This is a genomic window from Candidatus Dormiibacterota bacterium (assembly GCA_035536395.1).
Classification (GTDB): Bacteria; Patescibacteriota; Saccharimonadia; order UBA4664; family DATLOE01; genus DATLOE01.
The window spans coordinates 1-24,701 of record DATLOE010000010.1 but is presented as its reverse complement, the minus strand read 5'-3'; the positions used below and the strand labels follow the sequence as shown (position 1 = coordinate 24,701).

Genomic DNA, 24,701 nt, shown 5'->3' with positions numbered 1-24,701 from the left:
CCTTGGCCAGATTCTCTTGTGTCAGACTTAATTTCATATTGCTGGGTCGTCCTTAAGTTTTATTAGTATATATAAATATATAAAAAATAGTAGTTGTAGTAGTGCCTGTGCATTATGGGCATAAGCGTTTTTATTGGCTTTACCAAAGCTTAAAAGATTACACACGGAAGTGTAAAACGCTTGGGTTAAAACCGGGTGCTTATAGTGCAAAGACTGGCCTAGTTTATAATTAAAAAAAGCGCAAGCTGGGGAAACACAAGCGCTTTTACAGCTATATTCAACAGCCGCCCCCCAGTTAATCCCCACGTTTTTCACAAAGTTAAACGCTCCTTAATGGCCTGTACATCGGCCCGGAGGTTCTCGTCTACCTCCAGTAGCTTCTCTATTTTTGAGACAGAGTGCATGGCAGTGGTGTGATCGCGCCCACCAACAACGGCGGATATCTTAGGAAAGCTCAGGCCTAGCTCATTACGCATTAAATACATAGAGATCTGCCGCGGCACCACAATCTCTTTATCTCGCTTTAGGCCCGTGATATCCGCGGGTTTCAGGTCAAAATAGGCCGCCGTTCGATCAATTACGGCTTTCGGTGCAGGGGCTCTCCGGGCCGGCCTCGTGGATACGATATTACTGAGCAGGCCAGTGGCTGCTGCCACTGAGGGCTCAATACCGCGTAGCTCACAAAAAGCAATGAACTGCGTTAAGGCTCCCTCTAGCTCACGGATATTATTCTGAAAGTGCCGGGCCAAATGCTCAACCGCCGACGCGGGCAAAATAATACCTTGGGCAGCCGCCTTGCTCTGAAGGATGGCACTACGGGTTTCTAGATCGGGAGCCGATATATCGGCCATCATACCGGAGGCAAAGCGTGATTTTAGCCTGTCTTCTAAGCCGGCAATAGCCTGCGGCGGCTTATCGCTCGAGATTATTATCTGTTTGCTTGACTGATGAAGGGTATTAAAAGTGTGAAAGAACTCCTCTACAGTACGCTCTTTACTCGCTAGGAATTGAATATCGTCGACAATCAGTACATCTACATTGCGGTATTTTGCACTGAAAGCGCCAGTTTTCTTACGCTGTAGAGCAGAGAGAAACTCATTAGTGAAGCCCTCGCTTGTAACATACTCCACCCTCTTCGATGGGTCGCGTCTTTGGATCTCGTTGCCTACAGCCTGCATAAGGTGGGTCTTGCCCAAGCCAACGCCTCCATATATATAGAGAGGATTGTATTTTTGGCCAGGGCTTTTTAATACTGCCTGGCTGGCGGCATAGGCCAGTTCATTACTGGCACCTACTACAAAACTGTCAAAGGTATATTTTGGATTGAGGCAGCTAGGGGGAGTGTAGGTCCCGGTAGTCACTGGGCTTTTAGTGTGAGCCGGTGCCTCAGCCGGCTTATTACCCGCCACCGTACCAGATTTTTTAGTGCTAACTTTGTACTCTACAGAATTAATCCCGGCATTCATCCGTGCAAGCACAGCCTTAATATCGTCGTGATACTTCTTTTCCAGCCACTCCTTAGTGAAAATGTTCGGCACCCCGACTACTATATGTCCGTCTTCCTCAGAAATAATGGAGGTGTGTTTAAACCAAGTCGAAAAACTAGCTCTACTAACCGATACTTCAAGCTCTCCGAGCACAGCTTGCCACAGCCCCTTTGTTTCCATATAACTCCATATTTATGCGTTAAAACTAAGATAATCATAACCGGCATAGCGGTTGTTCACAACCATAACCTCTTTACTGTAGAATATCCACAAACCGACCCCTAACGGATATAAGGCGGTGGAAAACTAGGAAGTTATTGGGGAAAATTAATTAAATTTATTTTAGCTTTTTGACGCTTGCGACCGAGTCGAGTATAATTTCTCGGTAATGCCTAAACGAACGTACCAGCCAAAGAAAAAGCGACGCCAGCGAGTGCATGGCTTTCTTTCACGTATGAGTAGCCGGGCTGGGCGGCTGGTGCTTAAGCGGCGGAGGCTTAAGGGCCGTAAAAAACTTACAGTTTAATCGATGCGCCGATCCGGCGCATTTCTTTGTCAAAACCCGCGCCGATATTTCAACGTATCATTTGTACGCTTCAGCCTCCCACTTTTCCCCGAACTGCATCCGACTGGGCGCATCTTAAGAAAAGGAGAATAAAATGTTAGCCAAGCAGTATCGCTTACGGAGCGGTAAAGATATAGCCAAGGTGTATAGGTATGGCAGGTATGCTGGTGGGGGCGATCTGTCGATAAAATACTTAAAAACTGGTCTGCCGGTTAGCCGGGCAGTAGTGGTGGTGGGTAAAAAAGTCTCCAAAAAAGCCTCAGTGCGCAACCGAATCAGGCGCCGGGTAGCGGCCGATCTGTATAAACGATGGCAGACAGTCGACCCTGGTTACGATATAGTATTATCTATACATGGGGACATTGCCGATTTGCCCCCAGCTAGCCTAAGCCAGAAAATCGAACAGGCTCTAGCAAAATCCGGGGGCTTACAGGCAGCTAAAAAGGAAAAAGATGTTTAATACCTATATTACCGAGCCGTTATTTAATCTCCTATTTTTCATATATGCCCTGATTCCAGGCCATGATTTTGGGCTGGCGGTAATCGTGTTTACACTGTTGGTTCGGCTAGCCTTGTGGCCGCTCGTTACCAAGCAGCTGCACTCACAAAGAGCCATGCAAAAGCTGGCGCCTGAAGTAGCCAAGGTGAAGAAAAAAGCGAAGGGTGACCGGCAGAAAGAGACCCAAATGCTGATGGAGCTCTATAAGGAAAAGGGTACCAACCCCTTTGCCTCCCTCTTGCCGCTGTTTGTTCAGATTCCGATATTTATTGCACTCTTTTTTGTGCTGCAAGACAGCATTAAAGCAGGGGAGGTGGCAAGGCTTGCCTATGAGCCAATCAGAAACCTAGATGCCATCGCGGCTCTCATTAGTAACAAGGTTACTTTGTCGGCCACCCTATTCGGACTAATTGATTTAACCAAGCCGAGCTTGGTCCTGGCTCTTTTAGCCGGCGGCGCTCAGTACTACCAAACCAAACAGCTTACTCCTAAACAGCACGAAATGGACGATACCGCCAAAATGATGGCAAATATGGGTAAAATTTTTCCAATTATCACAGTGGTTATTTCTATGACACTACCGGCCGCCCTGGCTCTGTACTGGGCAGTTACCAGCCTGGTAGCAATCCTGCAGCAGCATTTAGTCTTGCACCGGGATGCTGAGGAGATGAAGGAGATGGCGTAGTGGCAGAAGGGGATCTGGTTAAAGAAGCCGAAAAAACCCTGGCCGACTTGCTGGCCTTTTTTGAAGTTAATCCTAAAATATCTTCGAATTTGGATGGTGAAACCCTAGAGCTACTAATAGAAATAGATCAACCCGGGAGGCTAATCGGCCACCATGGCGATACACTCAAAGCTATTCAGCATACGATGAATATGATTGTTAAGCGTAAAACGGACGAGAGAATCTATATAAATATCGATGTCTCAGGCTATAAGAAAGCCCGCGCAGAGCGGTTGGTTGAAAAGGCTAAGCAGATAGCTGAAAAGGTGAAGGAAGACGGTCAGGAGGCTGTGTTGTCGCCCATGACCCCTGCCGAGCGACGCCTGGTTCATACCGAGCTAGCCGAAACCCAGGGCATTACTACCGAAAGCCGAGGGGAGGGCAACGGGCGCCGGCTGGTGATTAAAAAATCAGAATAATCACCTCTTAAAACCGCTCATGCTTGCATGCCGTTAATGCTTTAACATAAGCTCTAGCTAGCACGTGTCGTTCAACCAGAAAGGGTGATTCGCGTGCCTCAGAGGGTAGTAGTATTGAGGGAACCAAAGTGGTTCCTTTTGTTTTTTCTCAGCTGTTTACTGACGGCTTCAGGGCCAGCGGTAGCCGGTAGTAAACAAAAAACCAAAACCAAAGCCCAGGCTTCAGCCTGCTGCTACAAGGTGCAAGGTACAAAAGGGGCCGGCCTCAGGATTCGTTCCGGCCCTGGTACCGAACATTCACAAGTCGGCTCTTTGGCCGAAGGTGCTACAGTCGACATTGCCTGCCAGGTGCGTTCCGGTAGTAATGTAGGAGGCTCAACTATCTGGGATCAGATCTCTGGCAGGGGCTGGGTAAGTGATTACTATGTCACAACGCCGCGCTTCAACGATTTCTCGCCAGGCATCGATCGCTGCGGTGCGGCTCAGCCTCCTCCCCAGCAGCCTACTCCGGCCACACCACCGGAGCCGGCTCCAGCGCCACCATCCGAACCATCGAAACCATCGCCATCAGAGCCGAGTCCGGCTCCCAGCAATGACACGCCGGCCCCAGAGCCGACGCCAAGCCCTCCTTCTTCACCCCCACCGCCCTCAAGAGAGCAGCGGGCGGTAAGTTGGGCCAGGAGCCAGATAGGGGCCGCTAAGCAGCCCAATGGCAGTCCATGGCTAAATTGGTGTGATCGGTTCGTGGCCAACGCCTACGGCCGGTCAACCAGCGGCTATCACGATGCCAATGCCCATTGGAGCAACCTGGCCAAGAGGGGGCTGGTGTATGCGGGGAACCGCAGTGCTCCGTTCGGGGCTCTGGTGTTCTGGACCGGCAGGTACGGCCATGTGGCGGTCAGTCTGGGTAATGGCCGAGCTATTACCACACCGCTAACCACCGATCGTGCCAAGAAGGTGCGAGAGATGGCGGTCAGTGAGGTCAAGGGCTATCGCGGGTGGTCCTGGGCTAACCCTGAGTGGCCAGGGCGGTAATAACAGGGTCTGCGGCACGGATGCCGCGGACCTTTACTTTTGACCCAAGGCCCGTCTATATACCTCAAGAGTCTGCTCGGCAGTGCGCTTCCAGGAGAATGATTTAACGTGCTCTGGCCCGGCTTTTTTAAGTTCACTCAGCCGCTTCTTATTACCTAGAAGGGAATTAATAGTTTTAGCTATATCATTTGCGTTATACGGGTCAAAGTATTCAGCTGACGCACCCAATACCTCGGGCAGGCAACTAGCTCTGGCGGCTGCTATCGGTACACCATAACTCATGGCTTCGAGCGCCGGCAGCCCAAAACCCTCTGAGAGCGAGGGGAATGTATAAAGAGTCGCGTTTTGGTATAAACCAGCTAACTCTTGATCGCTCACAAAGCCGGTAAACACTACCTTATCTTCCACACCCAGCTCTTTAGCCTGCTTCTTTAACTGAGCCTGAAAGTAATCCTCCCTACCTACCAACACCAGCTTAATATTCGGATTCTTTTCTACAACCCCAGGCAGCGCCTCTATTAATTGCCCGATATTTTTATAAGGGAAGAAGTTGCCGACATACAGCAGGTATGGGCCGTTTATATACTTTTCTTTCACGGGCTTAATTACTTTAAGATCGGCTGCCAAGTGGGTGGTGTGAACTTTATTGTGTTTAATTTTATAACGTTCAAGCAACTGGCTTTTAACATAGTCAGTAATTGTAAGTACGAACATGGAGGATTTAACGGCTCTAGACATAACCATTCCGAATACTTGATATTTGATTTCATATAAAAGCCGGCTGCCTTTGACGTTTTTGTAATCAATTAAGGTTAAATCGTGAATTGTAGTAACACGTCTGCCAGTGTAGAAAAGCGGGGAATTTGGTGCCGTAAAATGGACCACGTCGGCTTGCAGTCGGTTCAGCAGTCGTCGTAATCCAGCCTGCTCACCCAAGCCATAGGGCTTAAAATTGGCTTCTACGCGCCGGAAGTTTGAAGCCGTAGGCTGCCAATTGTCACTAGGCAGCACCAGCACAGTGTACATATTAACCTTATCCAGCTGCTGCAATTCTTCTAGCAAGTGGTGAGTATAGCGCCCCACGCCTGTCCAGCTAAGCATCCGCCCATCAATTACTATTTTAGCCGGCTCAGGCTTTTTCATTCGCTCGGCTTAGCCTAATTAGCCCCAGTATTACCCCCACAGCCGCCCATATATGGATAATGTAGAGAGTGGAGAAGGTTTGGTATTGCAGGAAGGCAGCAATTAGAAACAAGAATGAGGCCACCAGCCAAACTTTTATCGGCCCGTCTGCTAGCTTTCTAAGTACAGTCAATGCCTTCCATAGTAGGGCGGCAGCGAACAGTACAAATGCTGCAGCTCCTGCTAGGCCCGTTTCAGCCAAAAGTTCTAGCGGTAGATTATTTACAGTCTGCGCTTCGGAGTAGTAGGGCCGGAGCTTCTTAGCTTCGCGCCCGAAGTTGCCGGGCCCAACCCCCAGTATTGGCTCTCTTTGAAACAGCTCGAGGGCCACGGCTCTAGTGCGGGCGCGGTCACTTCCGGTATCCTTGTATTCATAATTAGTTGCTTGCTTCTGGTACGTCTTTGCTACTTTACTACCTATTGGCGCCTCTACCTTGCTTCCTAGGGATGTCCTTAGGTTACCCAGTTGGGGGATTAGGAGCACAATCATTACATATGCCATGGCCGCCCCTCCAAACAAGGCGGCTACAATTTTTATAACCTGGCCACCTCTTTTTTTAATAATACCTATACCGATAAATAGTAAGGTTAAAAGCAGAGCCGCCACTATACCACCTCGGGAAACCGTTAGAAAGAAACAGGTGTAGAATAACGCGATAATCCAGAGGGGAAAGGACATATAAATAGCCAGGGCCAAACTAAGTGCTAATGGCAGCAGCAGGTAGTTGGCAAAGTAAAGAGGCTCTAATGAGGCGGCTTGCACCCGGGGGAAGGAGAACACTTCAATAGTGTAGAACGGCCTCAAGCCAGTTGCCCAGTGTGGCAGCTGCATAATATCACCAAAGAATTGGTAAAAAGCGAAACCACAGACTACCAGCGCTCCGGCTATCAGCCATTTCTGCATTCGGTGTAAATCCGAGACTGTAAACGACCTAGCAATTGCCAGAGCCAGCAGTACCACAAATATTGTAAAGCCTATTACAGACAGACTTCGGCCAAGGTTCATTGCCTGCAGAGCGGATACGAAGAACACGAGAAGCATAAAAAGCCCCAGCTTCTCAACCGTAAGCAGGCCCGGGCGGCTCCAGTGTTTGAACCCTGTCACAAGAATTAAGGCCAAGCCTATAAAAATATTAATTCGTAGGGTAATTCCCGCCACATCGAGTGAGGGAATCCTCTCAAAGGGCAGAAAGAACAGCAAGGCGCATAGCAGGCCGCTGGGCAGCAATAGTTTTTTGATAGGTAGTTTTATCATTTTAAAAAGGTTTGTAAGATTTTAGCATCCGTTTAGGTTCTGGCGGCATACCATGGAATAGTATGCCGTCTATATAAGAGGCAGATACTTTCCGCCCCCTTTGAATCCGCCAACGGTCATATAGTATCCCAGGAAGGCAGACAAGAACAGCCCCCAAGGCCTTTAGGTGGACCATTAAGAATCCATGCTTAAATGAGCTGATAAAGCTAAGCAGCAGAGACGACGTGATTAGCGGGAAGTATTTTAAAAGCAGAAAGCCGGGCATGTTTTTAAGGCTTAGGTAATAAAGATTCTTGGCCGAATGGTAGCGCGTAAAGGCCGTACGATGCCCGCCGGAGGTAGCACCAATTTCGTGGAATACTACAGCTTCCGGACAGTAGCGGTTCTTATAGCCAGCCAGCTGAGCCCTAAACGACAGATCAACGTCTTCGAAGTAGGCAAAAAATCTTTCATCAAATAGACCGATTTTTTTTAGCATCGAGTAGCGGTATAGACTGGCTCCGCCCGATACGCCAAAGACCTCCAGTTTGTCATCGTACTGACCCTCGTCCTTTTCATCTCGCCCCCGGGGGAAGGGTAGCCCCCAGATTGACTGGTAGTCTCCAGTAGAATCTATTAATCCTTTTCGCCCCTTACGGCTGTTTAATATTTTTGAGGTTACAGCCCCGACTTCAGGGTGGCTTTCTAAGGAAGCTACAAGTTTTTCTAGCCAGTCGGCAGCTGGTATAGCATCATTATTCAAAAGCGCTACATACTCAGCCTGGGCGGTTTTAATCCCGGCATTAACACCACCTGCAAAACCGTAATTTTTATCTAGGGCCACAACCTTAACCCATGAGTGGTTTTTTAAAAACTCCACCGAGCCGTCGGTTGAGCCATTATCCACTACTATCGTTTCAAAATCCTTAAATGACTGCGACTTGACTGCCCCTAGACACTGCTTTAGTCGGTCTTTACCATTCCAGTTGGGGATAATAATGGCCGCCTTAGGCATTACTTCTTCCAATCAGTCTTTTTAAACTAGGCACCAAAAAGGGCAGCCGGCGGCGCAAAAATAATTTAAGCAGTACTACTGGTTTAGCCGTAGGTCCGTAGAGTTTTGGGTGCTTATTAATAATCAAAAATAGCATCTTTTTCTCTAGCTCGAGGCTTTCGCCTAGGGTGTCTATCAAACTCTCTTTCTCGGGATGCTTACGATAGTTCAGCAAGGGTTTATCAAGCAGGTGGCCATAGTAGCCGTTTTCGGCCAAGGTTAGGTAGAGATCCCAATCTTCCCATTGCCGAAACTTAGGATCAAAAGGAAATTTTCTGACCAGTTCGGTCGGGATAAGCACACCGATATGAATAAAGTTACCTTTTGTAAGTTTTTTTAGGTCAAAGGGAGGGTAGTGTGTAGTGTGGTTTTGCCGGCCAAATAGTTTCATTTGAGTGTAGACATAAGCCGCTTGGGGGTTTGCTGCTAAAGCCTCCAGGCACTGCTCAATGTACCCTGGTTCAAGTAAGTCATCCGCATCCAGAAACAGCAAATACTCACCTTTAGCCGCCGCTACTCCCTTATTGCGTGCGGCCGAGGGGCCTTGGTTGGTCTGGCGGATGTAGCTTATTTTAGAGCCAAACTTTTTAGCAATATCAGCAGTATTGTCAGTCGAACCGTCGTCAACCACAATCACCTCCAGTGGTCTATAGGTTTGCGCCAGCGCGCTGTTTACGGCATCGGTTAAAAATCGGCTGTGGTTGTAAGAGGGGATAACAATAGAAACCAGGGGTTTTTTCATAGCTTGACCCATTTTATCATAGCCGGCTTACTGGTTGACATCTCTCGCTGTGCAGGTAATACTCATATGGTAATTATGGACGGAAACACATGGCCAAAACTAAAACAGCCTTAATCACTGGTATTACCGGGCAAGACGGCTCTTATCTGGCAGAACTCTTGCTTTCTAAGGGGTATGAAGTTCATGGTGTGGTAAGGCGGGCCAGCACCTTCAATACCGATCGTATCGAGCACCTTTACGTGGATCCTCACGAAGACACCAAACTGCATCTACATTTCGGGGACTTAACGGATCCCGGCTCGCTAAACAAAATCCTGCGCAAGGTTAAGCCCGACGAAATTTACAATATTGGTGCCCAGAGTCATGTGCGGGTCAGTTTTGATGTACCGGAATATACCATGAATACAGTAGCCATGGGCACTCTCAGTCTGCTTGAGGCTATTCGGGAGACTGGCTTAAAAACTAAACTTTATCAGGCATCCAGCTCAGAACAATACGGAGCCGTGCTGGAAACTCCTCAGAATGAAAAGACCCCATTCAATCCCCAGAGCCCATACGCGGTAGCCAAAGAGGCCGCTCACAATATGGCCGGCCTTTACCGCGACGGTTATGGAATGTTTGTTTGTTGTGGGATTCTCTTTAACCATGAATCGCCCAGACGGGGGGAAACCTTTGTCACCCGTAAAATCACCAAGGCCGTAGCCAGGATTGCTACCGGCAAACAGAAGAAGCTGTACCTAGGCAATCTAGACGCCAAACGAGATTGGGGCTTTGCAGGCGATTACGTGGAGGCTATGTGGCTGATGATGCAGCAAGAAAAACCAGGGGACTATGTAATTGCTACCGGAGAGACGCATACTGTACGTGAATTCTTGGATATTGCTTTCGGTATAGTCGGTTTGGATTGGAAGAAATACGTAGAAATCGACCCTAAATATTACCGCCCACTGGAAGTAGATTTACTGCTGGGAGATCCATCTAAGGCCAAAAAAGAACTTGGCTGGGAGCCTAAGGTAAGCTTTGAGGGCTTAGTAAAGATGATGACGGAAGCCGACCTGGCTGAAGAGGGCTGGCTAGGCAAAGAGGCTTAGGTCACTTAACAAGCCGTGCTAGGTTAGCTCTAACCTTAGAGGCAAAGAGGCCATAGCGCCTGTGTTTTACCATCCGCCCAGCGCGATAAAATTTTGCGATCGGTTCAAAAATATAAGGTTTATTACGGCGCAGGTGGCTGAAGTACAGTCTGGAGAAGAACTTTCCTCCATACTTACGGCTAATAGCTCTTTCTTCCTTCCAGAATTTGTCAGCCAAGGATACCGTTTTGGAGCTGTCATGCAGCCTAAAGGCCGCCCACCAGGCATCAATATAAAGGATATTGAACTTCTGGCCGATCCGAACCCATAAATCATAATCCATTGCGTAGTGGTACTCTGGGTTAAGAAGACCGACTTCATCCAGTACATGTTTTTTGATGAATACGGTTGGCTGAGGAATTAGATTACCGGTATTAATCTCGAAATCCAGATCAAAAGGAATTACTTCATGCTTTTCTATAACCTTATCGTTTTCATCAATATCCACCCAATTAGAGTAAACCATATCGGCCTGAGGGTTCTCCTCGAACGCCAGCCGGGCTTCTTCCAGTGCCCCGGGGGTGTATAAATCGTCTGAGTTGAGATAGGCTACATAGTCTCCCGTAACTTTTCGCCAACCCTTATTAATTGCGTCGGACTGGCCCTTGTCCTTGCGACTCCACCAAATGACTTTTGCGCCCTTGCACTTTAGGGGGTAGGTGCCCTTTTTGACCCGGTCAGCGTAATCCTTCATGATCTGGGCTGATCTGTCTGTAGAGCCTCCATCGGCTACTATATACTCGATTTTAAAGTTACCTTCTTGGCCAAGGACGCTATTCATAGTCCTTTCCAAAAAATCTGCCTGGTTGAAGGATGGGGTAACGATTGAAAATGTAACTGTTTTACGCATGCTTCTCCTGCTTAATTCGTTCTCTCCAGTCGTTCATTACATCGGCCAGAGTTTGCTCAAGTGGAATAATCGGCTCCCAGCCAGTAATATTCTTAACCTTGGATGAGTCGCCGTAATTAATAGGCATATCAGAAGGGCGCATCCTTTCCGGATCCTGCTCAACACGGATATCAATAGTAGTGTGCTTCAGTAATCCATCTAAAATCTCCTGCCCGCTAAGCCCCCGACCGCTACAGACGTTATAGATTTCGCCCGGCTTACCTTTTTTTATCAAAAGCTCATAGGCGCGCACTATATCGCGCACATCGGTAAAGTCCCGCTTGGAGTCTAGGTTCCCAACCTTGAGGACTCCGCCACCCTTGCTCTCTAAGCGAGCAATCTGGCATGCTAGGTCTGGCACCAAGAACCCGGGCTGCTGTCCTGGGCCTGTATGATTAAAGGCTCGGCTGATAATAGAGTTAATACCCCGGTGCCGGTAATAGTTAGACAGGCCCTCTTGACTAAACTTAGCGACAGCATAGGGTGTAGTGAGATCCACGGGAGCATCCTCTGCTAAAGGCAGTTTGTCGGCCGGGGCATTACCATAGATATGGCCGGTACTCACAACCAGTATAGTGGGCTTAAGTTTGAGTTCTAGGCACGCCTCGAAAATATTAATCTGCATATGCAGAGAGTCGTCAATTGCTTTAGCGGGCTCTTTGAAAGAGAGGGCTGGCGAGCTATAGGCCGCCAAGTGATAGATAACATCCGGGTTTATCTTATTGATAGCCCGTTTGACCTGGTTATAATCCAATAAATCCACAGGAAGAAGCCCGGGGCCCTCCTCCGAGAGGGTAGCACCGTAGGTGGTTTCCTTGCTTCCAATAAGACTTATTAGATGACGGCCGACAAATCCGGCAGCGCCAGTTATTAATACATTCATAGGGATTTTTGGTACCTTCGTAAGGCGAGTAAGCTCATAAAATTGTACCACACCCAGAAGCAACTCAGGAAAACCCCTAATATCCCGTCACGGTAGCCCCTATGGCCGACCAGGCAGCTCCAGAATTCGATCGGTGCAGTTGCTAAGAGTCTTAGCCAGCTGAATCTTTCACCTCTAATGTACCTGGCTTCACCTTCCAGCTTCAGGTAGCGGCGATGCTTGTCGAAGAAGGAGCTCCAATCGCTTATCCAATAGTGGTTTAGGAAGTTACCCTTCTGCTTCGGGATTTCATATACCTCATAGCCAGGCTTAAGGGTGAAGAATTCAGAGTGCACCTGGGGGTTTATCTCCGCTCGCTCGCGATGCATTATTAGGCGCTTCCGTTTTTTTAGACCGCCCCAAACTGTACCCCGCAGAAATCTACCTTTTACAAAGTTGCGCAGCGGTACCCGGATAATGCCAACCGTTTTGGGGTTCTCTTGAATAATTTTTTTAATATTAGCTGCCAGGGGCGGGGAGATCTCTTCATCGGGGTCGGTAATTAGCAGCCAATCGTGCTTGGCTTGCTTTACTGCTTTTGCCCTTGCCATCTCGCCAATGGGAACCCAGGGGTGGTTTATGACCTTGGCCCCCATTTGCCCTGCAATAGCCGCAGAAGTATCACCGGAATCGAGATCGACTACTATTTTTTCATCACAAAAATCAACCGATTCTAGGCATCGCCTAAGCATTTTTGCTTCGTTATAGCAGACAACAATTACTGAGATAGGTAATTTCATAAACCGGCTTCAGCCTTTTCTGACGAAGAAAACATTTCCACCATCTTCCCATTCGATGGCCTCTTTTTGAATTTCAAAACCCTGCTGCCTGAGCCATTCACGCAGCTCCTTATACAGTGGTCCATTTTCGTAATTTTCGACTAAGCTGATCTCAGTGTAGATAGCCTTAACAGTTTTCAAAGTTTCTTTAGAGGCCTTCAGGACAGAAAGCTCTAAACCTTGCAAATCAAGCCATAAAAAATCAACTTGGCTTATGCCATTATTTTTAACCCAATCATCTAGTGTAATGGTTTTTATTTTGATTTTTTGCTCAAATTTCACATCAGGATGTATCTTCAGGTGCTCTTTTGGCTTGAGCAGGGAGCTTGAACCGTCCGAACGACCACTGCTCACAAAAATATCGGCTTCGCCATTCTGGCTTGCTAGCGCAAGTTCGTGTGTCTTAATGTTCTGGTGGGATTGAGTGTTTTTAACCAGCTGTTTGTAGATAGAGGGTACTGGCTCAAAAGCATGTATTTCTCCTTTATGAAATACATTTGCCAGCTCAACGGTATCTACTCCAATATGTGCCCCAGCCTCAACAATTACAGGCTGAGAGGGCAAAAATCGCTTCATATATTTCTTGGTAACTATTCCGCGCTCACCTTTGAATAATTTAATGATCCTATCTTTAATACGTTTCATTTTTTTCCTTATTTACCAATTCATAAATCTTTACTGTCTGCCTTGCCATTGCTTCAGGCGTAAATTTCCTAACCTGATCGAAGCCCAGCTTAGCCAGGCGCTGTCTAAGGCTCTCGTCATTTAACAATCTAATCATAGCATCCGTTATTTCTGATTCTTTGGCAGGATCAAAATAGAGGGCTGCTTGGCCGCCCACCTCGGGCAGAGATGTCGTATTAGAGCAGGCCACAGGGCAGCCACTGGCCATGGCTTCCACTATAGGTATACCGAACCCCTCAAATAAAGAGGGGAAGATTAAGGCCGTGGCTCCCCGATATAAATCCGGCAACTGTTTTTCTGAAACATGGCCTAGAAAATCTATACGCCCCCCCAAGCCTAAGCTTTTAATCTGGCTTGCGATCGCTTCATCTTGTGATTGGACGGTTCCGGTTAGCTTAAGTCTGACACTGGCGTTCTGCTTAGCCACCGCAGCAAAGGCATTAATAAGCCGGCTGTGGTTTTTATGTTGCCACCTGCCTGCGGGGTAGAAAAAATAAGGGTACTCGGACTTTACTGGCTTGGCTCCAGAGGTGAATATATCCTTATTAAAGGTCAAGTATATAGTTGTAATTTTCTCGGCTGGAATATTATATTTTTCTACCAAACCTTTTTTGGTGTAATTTGAGATGCTGATGATGTGATCGGCCTCCATAGCAGAAGGCTTATATGATAATCTGCGGTGCACCAGCTCAGCTTCGTCGAAAAACTCGGGAAAATACTCTTGTTGAAGGTCTGCAAAGGTTAAAACTTTTTTCTTTTTTATCCCCTGGGGATGAATCGTAGTGAAGGGAAAGTGAAGTAAATCTACTGGTTCATTGGCAAAAAAGCGCCTAAGTCCTTGGTCTCTCCTGTAGTTGGGTCTGCCCCATACTCTCGGGTCTAAATAGCCCCACCAGTCTAATTTTGATTGTGGGCGTACAAGCGTAAAATTCCCAGGCAAATCTATTTTTTTATCATAAACTTCCGGCAGGTATAGAGTGTAGCTGTTTTCTTTATCATACTCACCCAAAAATTTAATTAAATTTAGGAAAAGGATTTCTAAGCCGCCAATCCGGCCGGGCTGTGCATTTGGCCCAACAATACCGATTTTCATGATTTTTTTCCTGTTTCTATTATCTTCTTAACATACCCTTTAAGCAGCTCATTAAACTTTTCGGGGGACTGTTCTTTAGTCGTATGCCGCCAAACTGCCTGGGAGCGTTTAGCCAGACCCTGCGGATCCATGCCGGAAAGCTTTTTAACCAGCCCGGTGATTTTTGCGGGCTCTATATCATTTACCACAAAGCCATACTGCCCCGTCCACACTCCTGCTTGCGGAGTAACTACAGGAATTAAGCCTTCTGCCATACAGTCTGCTACCGAGCCGGGGCTTCCCTCTGCGCAAGAGGGTAGTATGACAAAAGCAGACTTTTTAACTAGCTCACTAAACCGTTTTCCGCCCAGGTCGACTACTCCTTCGTAGTGAATATTGGGTGCGGTAAGAGGGTAATTTATCTTAAACTCAGGCGTAAGGGAGGTACAGATATACAAATGCTGTTCGAGGCCGTTGAAGGCATCTACCAGTAGATCCAAGCCCTTGTGAAGATTCCCCCCACCAGCGAAAAAGAGAAAGTTATTCCGCGCTTGCTCAAAATTTTTACTTTGCCAAGATCGGTTTATAGGGTAAGCTCCAATCTCCAGATTATAAACCCTAGGAAAGCCTCGGTAAGTATCCTTAATGTCTTTTGTACCGAGAGTAATAATGCCATCAGCTGTCCGGCATATCTTCTCCTCCGAGTCGGTTACCTGCCGATCTGGCTCTAATCTAGTTTTATGCCGCTTAAAGAAGTAGCTTGCCCTCTTTTTAGCGGCCTGGTTGTGGAACTTCCAATAACTACCGGTAGAAAAATAAATCAGTTTACCCTCAGGCTTCTTGGCCGCCAGCAAGGCCGTTGTGTTCTTGCCGCCGTGACCTATTACCAGGTCATATTTCTTCCTAGGCCTCCAAGTGGTGTCATCCCAATTGATAACGTCTACTTCATACCCTAACTGATTGAGAATCTTAACCCAAGCTAAAGCGATACCATGATTGCTAAAATGCTTAGGCTGTCGGCCTAACATGCTTTCATTTATTGGGAAGGTTACATAGGAGAGCAAGGCTTTTTTAGCCTCTCCTTTCGCTAGAAACTTACGAAAGCCAACTACGTATGATTGCCGACTGTCAGTAAGTTTACGGCTGGCTAGGGAGCGTATTCGACCAAGTAGGCTCATGATTTCTTTTTGGGGTAGAGGACAGGAAGCAGCACTAAGCTGTCGGGTTCTTCCTTTTTGCTGATAGTGTATGGTCCATCCGGTTGGCCATTTACGAAGTACCACTCAACTTTAGCGGCATGTTTACGCAAGATTTCATCTAGCTCATTCTGCTTCCATTCCCGTAAGTGCCAATAGTTTGCAGGCGTGCCATCTGAGTTGGTGGTTTCTGGCCGTCGATTAGGTGTGGCAAAGACTACAGCTTTTTTAGTAACCCTTAGAAGCTCCTCAGTGAATGCATCGTAATCTTCTACATGCTCAATCACGTCTATACTGACAGTTACATCGAACTCCTTATCGCGGTAGGGGAGGTTGTACCCGTCATAGACTTTCAAATCTTTAAGCTTGGGATTTCTTTTCTTAAGGAAGTCACGGCAGTAATCGATCGCTTTCTGATCCACATCTACTCCAGACACCTGCCCGGCCTTTATGGCCATTATTGTGGTTCCGTATCCGAGGCCGCAACCGACATCAAGCACCTTGTCACCCTCTTTTATCAACTTGTTTAAGATAAAAAAGTACGATTCTTTTTGCCTAGGGACTTCCATAGGATTATCCAGCACACTATAGTCTTCTGGCTTAGGGCTAACGCCTGCCTGTCCGGCGGACAGCAGGATATTCCGAATTTTCTTTAGTAACCTTTTCATTTTTCCTTTGTAATACTCCATTCCACTTTATCACTAATATACCCGTAATATTGTCCACCAAAATACGTGCCTCTTATATCTTCAGTATCAGGCTCAACTGTCAAAATCAAATCATTAACTTCATGGTGCATTGCCCTGCCAGGGGATTGGAGACTGATGCGCAGATTATAATTGCCGGGGTTTAGGTGAAAGCGGTCGAATTTAATTTCTACATGATACCTGCCGACTGTTTTCGGTATGATTTTGCTTGAGTGATCGCTATCGGTAGTACAGTAAATAGTTTCGTATTCATTCGACTGAACCTCTACTATTAATAGCGCATCCTTAAGAGGCTGGTTTACCGCATAATCCATGGCTACCGACCACGTCTCGCCGGCCTTTACAGTTGAGGTCTGTTTGCCAGTAGAACCAAGCAGCTTGATTTCGCTGAATTGGGCATCTTTGTGCTTATCAACCTTAAACTTATAGGCCGCCTTGGCGTGCTGTTGGTACCCAATGTACTCGTTGCTGACCTGGGTCGGGTTGCCCTCACTTTTAATTCTTCCTTTCTCCAGCAAAATAACCCGACTGCAGAGCTGGCGAACGGTTTCCATATTGTGGCTTACAAACAGCACAGTGCGCCCTTTGCTAGAGACATCCTTCATTTTACCCAAGCATTTCTTTTGGAATTCGGCATCACCAACCGCCAGCACTTCATCTACAATCAGTATATCTGGCTCAAGGTGGGCTGCTACAGCGAAGGCCAGCCGCACATACATACCAGACGAGTAGAACTTTACCGGCGTATCCAAAAACTGTTCAATTTCCGAGAAGGCGACGATTTCATGAAACTTATTATTAATCTCTTTTCGGCTCATTCCCAGAATTGAACCGTTAAAGTAAATGTTTTCCCGGCCGGTCAGCTCTGGGTGAAAACCGGTGCCCACCTCTAGCAAGCTAGCTACTTTTCCACGCATTACAGCTTGCCCGCTCGTCGGATCAACGATCTTAGAGAGAATTTTAAGAAGCGTCGATTTACCAGAACCATTACGTCCGATAATTCCTACTACTTCACCCGGCTGCACTTCGAAGCTAAGGCCGTTCAAAGCCCAAAACTTTTCTTTCTCGGCTGTTTTACCCGCCAAAGCCCGGAGCGGTTTTTTGGCAAAGTTCACCATTGCATCACGAAAGGTCTCATACTCAGCGGTCTGGTGTGAGATTTGGTACATTTTGGCGAGTTTTTTAACCTCAACTGCTGGCTGGCTCATATTATATCCGCAAACTTTCTTTCTTGAGATTTAAAGTACAGCAGCCCAATTATAAAGATAACTAGACAGCTGACTATGGAGATAGCAAGGTAAGCCCAGTTCAATGTGCCCTCATGGAGTAGTCCATGGCGTATGGCAGTAATGACTCCTGTCATTGGGTTAAGATACAGCACCCATTGGAAGCGCTCTGGCACCATACTCACTGGATAGATGACAGGCGTTAAGAACAGCATGGTCTGGATGAAAAACGGCAGAGCCTGGCGCACATCACGGTATTTAACATTCAGGGTGGCTAAAAACAGGCCGGCGCCGGAAGCGGTAATAAAGGTCACCAGGATCATCGGCAGGAATAGAATCAAACCAAGTCCCCCAGGAACGATTTTAAAGTACGCCATTAGGCCTACAAAAATAATAGATGCAAAAAAGAAATCTATCAGTGCTACTAGAGTTGAAGCCAGGGGGGCAATAATACGGGGGAAATATATTTTAGTCACCACACCTTGGTTATTTACTAAAGAGTTGCTGGCTTGATCCAAGGCTTTTGAAAAAAACTGCCAAAATAAAAGGCCGGAATAGGAAAATATAGCATAAGGGACTGATTCCGAACCAATACCGGCCACTTTATTAAAGAATAAGGTAAAAATGACCATGGTAATAAAAGGCTGAAAGATTGCCCAGGCAGCCCCTATAACAGTCTGCTTATAGCGCACCTTAATATCGCGCCATGCAAAAAAGTAAAAGAGCTCTTTATACTGCCAAAGCTCCTTTAGGTCTATCGAGAGGTTCTTCTGTGGTTTTATTACTGTTTCGCTCATTGTCCTATCTGGCCCTTATCTGAAAATAACAGTTAGCAATTATAGCTAAAAAACTACTTAGAGGCAACGCTTAAGGCCATCTTCTAGGGGGGTGAAATCACGCCCCAAGAGTTGCTTCATCTTCGTAATGTCTGGTTGCCGCCTGGGCATATCCCCCTCCTTTAAGGGCGGCACATGTACTACCTTAGACTTTGATCCGGTTACCTTAATAATTGCTTTAGCCAGATCGTTCATGCTTATTTCCGCGTCGCTGCCGATATTCACAACGTCATTGACTACCGATCCTTCTTCGTCAAAAGTTTTCAGGCAGGCATCGACATTGTCATTCACATAGCAAAAAGTTCTGGTCTGCTTGCCGTCACCGTAAATAGTAATATCTTGGTTGCGCTTTGCTGCCTCGATAAACTTTGAAATTACAAAGTCTGGCCTCTGGTTCGGCCCGTAAGTATTAAAAAACCGGAATATGGTGTAATCCAAGCCATATTCCTGCTGGTAGGACTTTAGAAATGCCTCACCGACATTTTTAACCACCGCATAAGGCAGTCGGGAGTTTAGGGGGGTTGTTTCCTCGTGTTGCGGGTAGGTAATAGATTCTCCATATACCTCAGAGGAGGAGGCATAAAATATTTTTTTCACACCTGAATCTTTAGACAGGTTCAAAATATTTTCTATACCGTCGATGTCGCGCAACACCCAAACCGGGTGCTCTAAAGTCCTGTCTACGCCCACCACGGCGGCGTAGTGGAAGACGTAATCTATTCTATGTTTCAAAAAAATCTTAATAACCTCGGACAGCATGTTAACATCACAGTCGAAAAAAACTATGTTTTTCTTTTTCGGTATGTTTCGCTTGCGGCCGGTCGAAAGATCGTCAGCGATAATCACGAGGTTGTTGGGGTCAGCGGCTAACTTGGCGGCTATATGGCTGCCAATAAAGCCCGCACCACCAGTTACCAGTATGTTACTCATGCACACTATCTTACTAATTTTGGTTAAGTTTGTATAATGGTCGTATGTCTTCAAAGCTAAAACCGTTAACATTTCGCGTGCAGAGGGTGCTGAATCGATTCTTCCCACCAAAAGTCGATGAGGTTAAACCGGGAGAAAAGCTGTTTATTTCGGCCAGTGCTAGTGTGAAATCGGGTCAGGATGCCGAACGGCTGATAAAGCGAAAAAACGACACCAGGTATTTAAAGAAAGACAAAGGCATCGTTAAAGTTGACCGCCGCAGGTGGCACGAGGCACAAACCTACGAGGAAAAGACCTGGATGGTTTATAACTCAGGAGCAAGCGACGACCGCAACCTAGATCATCTGAACGGCTTTGATGGCTATAAGGCTATTGAGGGTAAAAAGTTTAATTCTGCAATAGAGCTAGGCTGTGGCCCTTTTACAAACCTAAGGCTGATTCTGCCCAAAATAAAAGTGGGGCAAATTGATCTGCTTGACCCTTTACTGGAAAGCTACCTACTCCATCCGTACTGCACCTACAAGAGCGGAGAATTGGATGGCTATAAGGTCAAAACAGTAGCAAAGCCTATAGAGGAATTTGAACCCACCAAAAAGTATGACCTGGTAGTAATAATTAATGTCTTGGAGCACTGTTTTGATACAGACCAAATATTTAAAAAAATATTGGATATGCTGAAGCCTGGAGCGGTTTTAGTATTTGAGGATAAGCTCTACTCTGCCCAGCACATTAAGCCGCAGGAGCTTTACGACGCTGGTCACCCTCTGCGCATTAGACAGGAAGTAATTAAAGAATTCCTGCACTCTAACTTCAAAAAACAGTACGAAAGGATTTTGGTAGAGAAGTCTGCCGATGAGCCGGACTCGATTTACTTTATAGGCACTAAAAAGTGACGCAGACAAGCAAGCCTCTGAGTGTAGTCGTTGCTTATCGCGGTATTCCCCATGCAAGGGGTTGGGCCACCGGCGCCAGTTTGGCCCGGGCTTTCCGTCGGCTTGGACATGAGGTGTTTGAGTACGGCAATTACTACCTTACCCCTGAACCCCTCCAGGAGGGGGATGCGCCAAAGGAGCCTGATCTTCTGGTTTTTACTGAGTGCAATGATGAAGACAGGCCGTACTATGAGTTAAAAAAAATGAAAGCCGGAGCTAGGGTTTATTGGGACTTCGATATCGATAACGGCCGCTGGGATATTACCAGCAAACTAATTAATAAAGTCGGTTTCGATGTTATTTTTCATGCTAACAAGCGCTACAATGAAAAACTCCAGAAACTGGCCAAAAGCAAAGCGGTTTTTCTGCCCTATGCTTACGATGATGAGCATTTTTTCCCTGATTCCAAGATTAAAAAAACTGTGGATGCTGGATTGGTTGGCACACCTTATGACGCCCGCCGGGAATATGCCACTCGCCTTAAAGAGCTAGGGGTTGATCTGCAGTTTATCAGTGGGGTTTACCGGGAGGACCTAAGAAAAGCGATTAACGGTCTTAAAATCCATTTAAATCTAAATATTTTTGGCCCCGGCGGCGACGGCCTTTTGGTGGGGCGGGTATGGGAAACGATTGGCTGCGGCACGTTCCTGCTCAACCAGCGCAAGGATTTCATAGAAGACTTCTTCGAGGACGGCAAACATCTGGTGCTATTCGATAACGAACAAGATTGCACAGAGAAAATTAAATATTACCTAAAAAATGACAAAGAGCGTGAAAAAATTGCCCGTCAGGGGTGGGAGCATGGCCAAAAACACCATACCTACATGGCTCGCGCCAAAACTATAATAAAAGAGGCCGGCCTAGAAACTTAGTGGTTTTCCCTATACCACTTAATTGTCTTTTTCAAACCTTCTTCAAAAGGGGTCTTTGATTTAAAGCCAAATTCACGCTCGGCCCGGGTGGTATCTAGCTTGCGCCGCGGCTGGCCGTTAGGCTTGGACTTATCCCATGTGATTTTACCCTTAAACCCTGTTTCTTTTGCGATTATCTCTATTAAATCTTTCATCGAGATTTCAAATGCTGAACCTAAGTTTACTGGGTCACTTTTGTCATACTTTTCAGCCGCTAGCAGAATGCCCTCAACCGCATCATCCACGTATAGGAATTCACGGGTAGGGGAGCCGTCGCCCCAGCCTACAATTTCATCATCTCCAGCCTCTATCGCGTCTACGCATTTTTTAATCAAAGCCGGGATTACGTGCGAACTGGCCGGGTTAAAGTTATCTCTTGGCCCATACAAGTTTACCGGCAACAGGAATATGGAGTTGTATCCGTACTCTTCACGGTAGCCCTGGCTTTGCACCAGCATCATTTTTTTAGCCAGGCCATAAGGCGCGTTGGTTTCTTCGGGGTAGCCATTCCAGAGATCATCTTCTTTGAATGGAATAGGTGCAAACTTGGGGTAGGCGCAAACGGTCCCTAATGCTACGAATTTAGGGATTTTATTCAAATAAGCGTGGTGGATGAGCTGGGTGCCCATCATTAGATTGTCATACATAAAAGAACCGGGGTGCTCACGGTTGGCACCAATGCCGCCGACTTTGGCCGCGAGGTGAATAACCATATCGCAAGGGTGGTCTGCATACATTTTCTTAATCTGGTCTTCGTGAACAAGATCGTAATCGGCATGAGATGGAGCAATTACTTCCGCCCCACCAGCCTTAAGTTTTTCTACGACATGCGAGCCTAGGAAGCCGCTGCCTCCCGTTACCAAAACCTTTTTACCTTGCCAAAATGCCATAGAAAACCTACTCAATAATAGCTTTAGATTATATATTATTTAACCGTTATCGGGAAGAACTGCCCCACATCTTCATTTAGCCAAGTTAGGCTCTCAGCAACTAAGTTAAAGTACTCACGATAGATACCTCCACCAGCCGGAACAGTAATCGGGAACTCAAAGGTACCAGATTGACCTGGTGCTACACTGGCTTCATTCATGACCGCTGGCCGGGTAGAGGGGCGAATCCAAGCTCCGGTGCTGAACCGACTAATCCTTTCCAGCGGATGGGCTGTGCCGATCCTGAGCGGGTAATTTCCGGCTTTAAGCCAAGTGGCCGTGCCGATATTATTCGCCTCCACCACCAGCCAAGCTGTATCTCCCGGGTTCATATTGCTTAGATCTTTCGAGGTGTTTTTAGCGCTATCGGTGTAGGCGGCCTGGGACTTCCAGCTCCAGGCGTACTTGTCTTTAACAGTAATGGCAAAGAATTGCCCGACGTTTTCATTCATCCAGGTGAGGTTTTCTGCTAGCAAGTTGAAGTTTTCCGCGTATCTACCGCCTCCAGCCGGCACCGTAATAGGGAACTCAAAGGTAGCAACTCCGCCCGGAGCTACGCTGGCTTCTGTCATAGAGGCTGGCCGCGAGGTCTTGATCCACGCTCCGGTAGCAAAGCGGCTGCCACGTTCAAGCGGCCCAGCGGTACCTATTCTTACGGGATTACTCCCACTGTTAAACCATGTTTTATTACCGATATTGTTTGCCTTGACTACCAACCAAGCTGTTTGGCCGGGGCTCATATTACTTAAATCTACCGCTGCAAGCTTGGTGCTATCGGTGTAAGCAGCCTGGGAGTTCCAACTCCAGGAATAGGTCGGTTTGGCCACATTAACCGTTATCGTGGTCCCTCCACCAAACCATTCCTGCCCACTGCTCGAAGGCGCAAAAGACTCTTGATAGGCCCCTGTTAAGGCAGGGGCTTCTAGGGTGAAGGTAAATGTGCCGGTCTGCCCCGGTGCTACTGAAGCTTCATTGAGCGTGTCGGCAGTGGTGCAGTTTTCCCAAGATGAATCATTACAGAACGGGCTTACTCTGCCGCCTGGGCTGGTTCTTAGTTTAACGGCTCCGGTTCCGCTGTTCGTCCAGGTAGAAGTGCCGTTATTTACAAAGCTCAAGGTCACTTGCCGGGATTCACCTGAAGCAATGTTTTCGCTTGAGTTTCCAGGGCTTGTGGCAAAATAGGCAGCCGGCACATTTACATTATTGGTAATTACCTGGTTGAACCAGCTAAACCCTTCTGCTACCAGCGAGTAGGTTTCGGCGTAGTTGCCAGGCTGGTGCGGAGCGGTAATGCTGAAATTAAAGGTAGCGTTAGCTCCAGGAGATACTAGCTCTTCGTTTTGGCGCGATAATCTGTTGGTGCTTGGCCAGCTGCCATTAGCAAATGGGCTTGTTCTGCCAAGCGGTTGGGAAGTGCCTAATTTCATAGGGAACCTGGCGTCTCTATACCAGATGATGTTGCTATCGTTACGGATAGTAATGGTACCGGTAGAGGTTTGGTTCATTGCCATGGTAGTAGGGTAGTTAGAGCCAACCACGGTTCCGGCCAAGGTCGGCTCGGTAACGGTAATGTTCCAGTGCAGGCCAATATTATTCATCCAACCTATACCATGCACTAGCGGGCTAAAGTACTCTCGGTAAAAACCGGGCTGCCTGGGTGCCTGGATAACTATCGTAAACGAGCCGTTTTCGCCCGGGGCTACACTGGGCTGGTTGAGGGTTGAGGTTGTGACAGAGTTTAGCCAGGCATCGGATTCGAACGCGCTTGCTCTGGCATCAGGGTTACTGGTAGCAATTCTTATCGGGTTGGGGCCGGTATTGCTCCATGTGGTATTGCCTGTATTCCTGGCCGTTACTACTAGAGTGGCCTTGGTGCCAGCCGGCAGGTTATTTAGATCTTTATCGGCGGTTTGGCTGACCCAAGCCCACTGGTATTCCGGTATATGAGTTGTGCCGAACCATAGCGTGAAGTAGTTATAAAAATTTCTATTGCCGTATGAGCTGCAGTTATCACCTGTACCAAACCCAGCATCAAGCGAGGCTTGGTTTGGCCGATAGGGAGTATAAGAATAAAGCGCGGCTGTGGCGCGGCCTTCAATATTCACACTGGAAGTACCGCAGGCACTGTTTGGATGCCATTTTATGGTATTAACGCCAGGGCGGAAGGGTATAAACCATCCTGGACTCTGGTCGTAAAAGCCCCTTAAGTGCCGGGTGCCTTGATTGACCTGGTTCGTGAAGCCGTAATATTGGGAGTCACACGGTGCTCCATCCGGACAGCCCATGCCCATAGCTGTACGATATTGCCATGGCTCCGGCCAGGTATCCTTGATAAGACCGTTTTCTTTCTGCAGGGTTACTAGTATTACTCGAGGGTTGATGTTGTAGGTCTGGGCAGTATCATAAATAATCTGGGCTGCGCTGCGCCCCCCCTCTTGGTAGTCTTTTAGGCAGGTGTATCCCGACCGGCAAGTAGTAACCTGGCTGTTTAGAAAGTTCTGAATGTCCTGGGCTGACATGGTATTTTTATCGGTGAATATTGGGTCGTCGATAATGCGTCCAGCGTTGAACCCGGCTTGCGCACTCTGCGGAAACAGCAAGAAACCAGTCGCTATAA

Annotated in this window: 25 protein-coding genes; 8 read left to right on the top strand and 17 right to left on the bottom strand. The window is 47.3% G+C overall.

Annotated elements, in window-relative coordinates; translation table 11 throughout:
• Positions 1-311 precede the first annotated feature (311 nt).
• Positions 312-1,667 (bottom strand): chromosomal replication initiator protein DnaA, encoded by a 1,356-nt coding sequence (gene dnaA / locus VNA68_01980; GenBank protein HVE80889.1) that lies wholly within the window; start codon positions 1,665-1,667, stop codon positions 312-314.
• 208 nt (positions 1,668-1,875) lie between these two features.
• Between dnaA and rpmH the strand changes: the two genes are divergently transcribed.
• From rpmH to VNA68_01955, 5 genes are all read left to right on the top strand, one after another.
• Positions 1,876-2,013 (top strand): 50S ribosomal protein L34, encoded by a 138-nt coding sequence (rpmH, locus tag VNA68_01975; protein ID HVE80888.1) that lies wholly within the window; start codon positions 1,876-1,878, stop codon positions 2,011-2,013.
• 133 nt (positions 2,014-2,146) lie between these two features.
• Entirely contained in the window at positions 2,147-2,512 is a 366-nt protein-coding gene (gene rnpA, locus VNA68_01970; GenBank protein ID HVE80887.1) for a ribonuclease P protein component, read from the top strand.
• Positions 2,505-3,236: a YidC/Oxa1 family membrane protein insertase gene (locus tag VNA68_01965; GenBank protein ID HVE80886.1), complete on the top strand. Its 732-nt coding sequence runs from the start codon at positions 2,505-2,507 to the stop codon at positions 3,234-3,236. Before rnpA ends, VNA68_01965 begins: the two co-directional genes overlap by 8 nt.
• Complete coding sequence (locus VNA68_01960; protein ID HVE80885.1) at positions 3,236-3,694, top strand: R3H domain-containing nucleic acid-binding protein; 459 nt, start codon at positions 3,236-3,238, stop codon at positions 3,692-3,694. The genes VNA68_01965 and VNA68_01960 overlap by 1 nt, the downstream gene beginning before the upstream one ends.
• A gap of 138 nt (positions 3,695-3,832) precedes the next feature.
• A complete protein-coding gene (locus VNA68_01955) occupies positions 3,833-4,729 on the top strand; it encodes an SH3 domain-containing protein (GenBank protein ID HVE80884.1) in 897 nt (298 codons plus the stop codon).
• A 33-nt stretch (positions 4,730-4,762) separates the two neighbouring features.
• Here the strand turns inward: VNA68_01955 and VNA68_01950 are convergent, their stop codons facing one another.
• From VNA68_01950 to VNA68_01935, 4 genes are read right to left on the bottom strand one after another with little or no spacing between them, the layout of a single operon-like run.
• The gene (locus VNA68_01950; GenBank protein ID HVE80883.1) at positions 4,763-5,872 is read right to left on the bottom strand and encodes a glycosyltransferase family 1 protein; all 1,110 of its coding nucleotides are present in this window, start codon (positions 5,870-5,872) and stop codon (positions 4,763-4,765) included.
• Complete coding sequence (locus tag VNA68_01945) at positions 5,859-7,166, bottom strand: O-antigen ligase family protein (GenBank protein HVE80882.1); 1,308 nt, start codon at positions 7,164-7,166, stop codon at positions 5,859-5,861. Before VNA68_01945 ends, VNA68_01950 begins: the two co-directional genes overlap by 14 nt.
• A gap of 1 nt (position 7,167) precedes the next feature.
• Positions 7,168-8,172, bottom strand: a complete 1,005-nt coding sequence (locus VNA68_01940; protein HVE80881.1) for a glycosyltransferase family 2 protein — start codon at positions 8,170-8,172, stop codon at positions 7,168-7,170.
• Positions 8,153-8,941, bottom strand: coding sequence for a glycosyltransferase (locus tag VNA68_01935; GenBank protein HVE80880.1), 789 nt, complete (start codon positions 8,939-8,941; stop codon positions 8,153-8,155). The genes VNA68_01940 and VNA68_01935 overlap by 20 nt, the downstream gene beginning before the upstream one ends.
• Before the next feature lie 89 nt (positions 8,942-9,030).
• On the opposite strand from VNA68_01935, the gene gmd reads away from it, so the two are divergent.
• The gene (gene gmd / locus VNA68_01930) at positions 9,031-10,032 is read left to right on the top strand and encodes a GDP-mannose 4,6-dehydratase (protein HVE80879.1); all 1,002 of its coding nucleotides are present in this window, start codon (positions 9,031-9,033) and stop codon (positions 10,030-10,032) included.
• 1 nt (position 10,033) lies between these two features.
• Here gmd and VNA68_01925 read toward each other — a convergent pair whose 3' ends face one another.
• The 10 genes from VNA68_01925 to VNA68_01880 are packed head-to-tail and all read right to left on the bottom strand — an operon-like array spanning position 10,034 to position 19,312.
• Complete coding sequence (locus VNA68_01925; GenBank protein ID HVE80878.1) at positions 10,034-10,921, bottom strand: glycosyltransferase family 2 protein; 888 nt, start codon at positions 10,919-10,921, stop codon at positions 10,034-10,036.
• On the bottom strand, positions 10,914-11,843 hold the full coding sequence (locus VNA68_01920; protein HVE80877.1) for a GDP-mannose 4,6-dehydratase: 930 nt from the start codon (positions 11,841-11,843) through the stop codon (positions 10,914-10,916). The genes VNA68_01925 and VNA68_01920 overlap by 8 nt, the downstream gene beginning before the upstream one ends.
• Positions 11,840-12,622 (bottom strand): glycosyltransferase family 2 protein, encoded by a 783-nt coding sequence (locus VNA68_01915; GenBank protein HVE80876.1) that lies wholly within the window; start codon positions 12,620-12,622, stop codon positions 11,840-11,842. Before VNA68_01915 ends, VNA68_01920 begins: the two co-directional genes overlap by 4 nt.
• A gap of 9 nt (positions 12,623-12,631) precedes the next feature.
• The gene (locus tag VNA68_01910; protein HVE80875.1) at positions 12,632-13,306 is read right to left on the bottom strand and encodes an FkbM family methyltransferase; all 675 of its coding nucleotides are present in this window, start codon (positions 13,304-13,306) and stop codon (positions 12,632-12,634) included.
• Complete coding sequence (locus VNA68_01905; protein HVE80874.1) at positions 13,293-14,438, bottom strand: glycosyltransferase family 1 protein; 1,146 nt, start codon at positions 14,436-14,438, stop codon at positions 13,293-13,295. Before VNA68_01905 ends, VNA68_01910 begins: the two co-directional genes overlap by 14 nt.
• On the bottom strand, positions 14,435-15,595 hold the full coding sequence (locus VNA68_01900) for a glycosyltransferase (protein HVE80873.1): 1,161 nt from the start codon (positions 15,593-15,595) through the stop codon (positions 14,435-14,437). The genes VNA68_01905 and VNA68_01900 overlap by 4 nt, the downstream gene beginning before the upstream one ends.
• On the bottom strand, positions 15,592-16,281 hold the full coding sequence (locus VNA68_01895; GenBank protein HVE80872.1) for a class I SAM-dependent methyltransferase: 690 nt from the start codon (positions 16,279-16,281) through the stop codon (positions 15,592-15,594). The genes VNA68_01900 and VNA68_01895 overlap by 4 nt, the downstream gene beginning before the upstream one ends.
• Entirely contained in the window at positions 16,278-17,528 is a 1,251-nt protein-coding gene (locus VNA68_01890; GenBank protein HVE80871.1) for an ABC transporter ATP-binding protein, read from the bottom strand. Before VNA68_01890 ends, VNA68_01895 begins: the two co-directional genes overlap by 4 nt.
• Positions 17,525-18,343, bottom strand: a complete 819-nt coding sequence (locus tag VNA68_01885) for an ABC transporter permease (GenBank protein ID HVE80870.1) — start codon at positions 18,341-18,343, stop codon at positions 17,525-17,527. Before VNA68_01885 ends, VNA68_01890 begins: the two co-directional genes overlap by 4 nt.
• 57 nt (positions 18,344-18,400) lie before the next feature.
• Positions 18,401-19,312 carry an NAD-dependent epimerase/dehydratase family protein gene (locus VNA68_01880; protein HVE80869.1) on the bottom strand — a complete coding sequence of 304 codons (912 nt, stop codon included), beginning with the start codon at positions 19,310-19,312 and terminating at the stop codon, positions 18,401-18,403.
• Positions 19,313-19,356: 44 nt separating this feature from the next.
• Here VNA68_01880 and VNA68_01875 point away from each other — a divergent pair, with 44 nt between their 5' ends.
• Together VNA68_01875 and VNA68_01870 are read left to right on the top strand one after the other, a co-directional pair.
• Positions 19,357-20,205: a class I SAM-dependent methyltransferase gene (locus VNA68_01875; protein ID HVE80868.1), complete on the top strand. Its 849-nt coding sequence runs from the start codon at positions 19,357-19,359 to the stop codon at positions 20,203-20,205.
• Positions 20,202-21,116 (top strand): glycosyltransferase, encoded by a 915-nt coding sequence (locus tag VNA68_01870; protein ID HVE80867.1) that lies wholly within the window; start codon positions 20,202-20,204, stop codon positions 21,114-21,116. Before VNA68_01875 ends, VNA68_01870 begins: the two co-directional genes overlap by 4 nt.
• Here the strand turns inward: VNA68_01870 and VNA68_01865 are convergent.
• Complete coding sequence (locus tag VNA68_01865) at positions 21,113-22,045, bottom strand: GDP-L-fucose synthase (protein ID HVE80866.1); 933 nt, start codon at positions 22,043-22,045, stop codon at positions 21,113-21,115. The genes VNA68_01870 and VNA68_01865 overlap by 4 nt on opposite strands.
• A 35-nt stretch (positions 22,046-22,080) precedes the next feature.
• A partial coding sequence (locus VNA68_01860; GenBank protein HVE80865.1) for an NBR1-Ig-like domain-containing protein occupies positions 22,081-24,701 on the bottom strand: 2,621 nt, incomplete at its 5' end.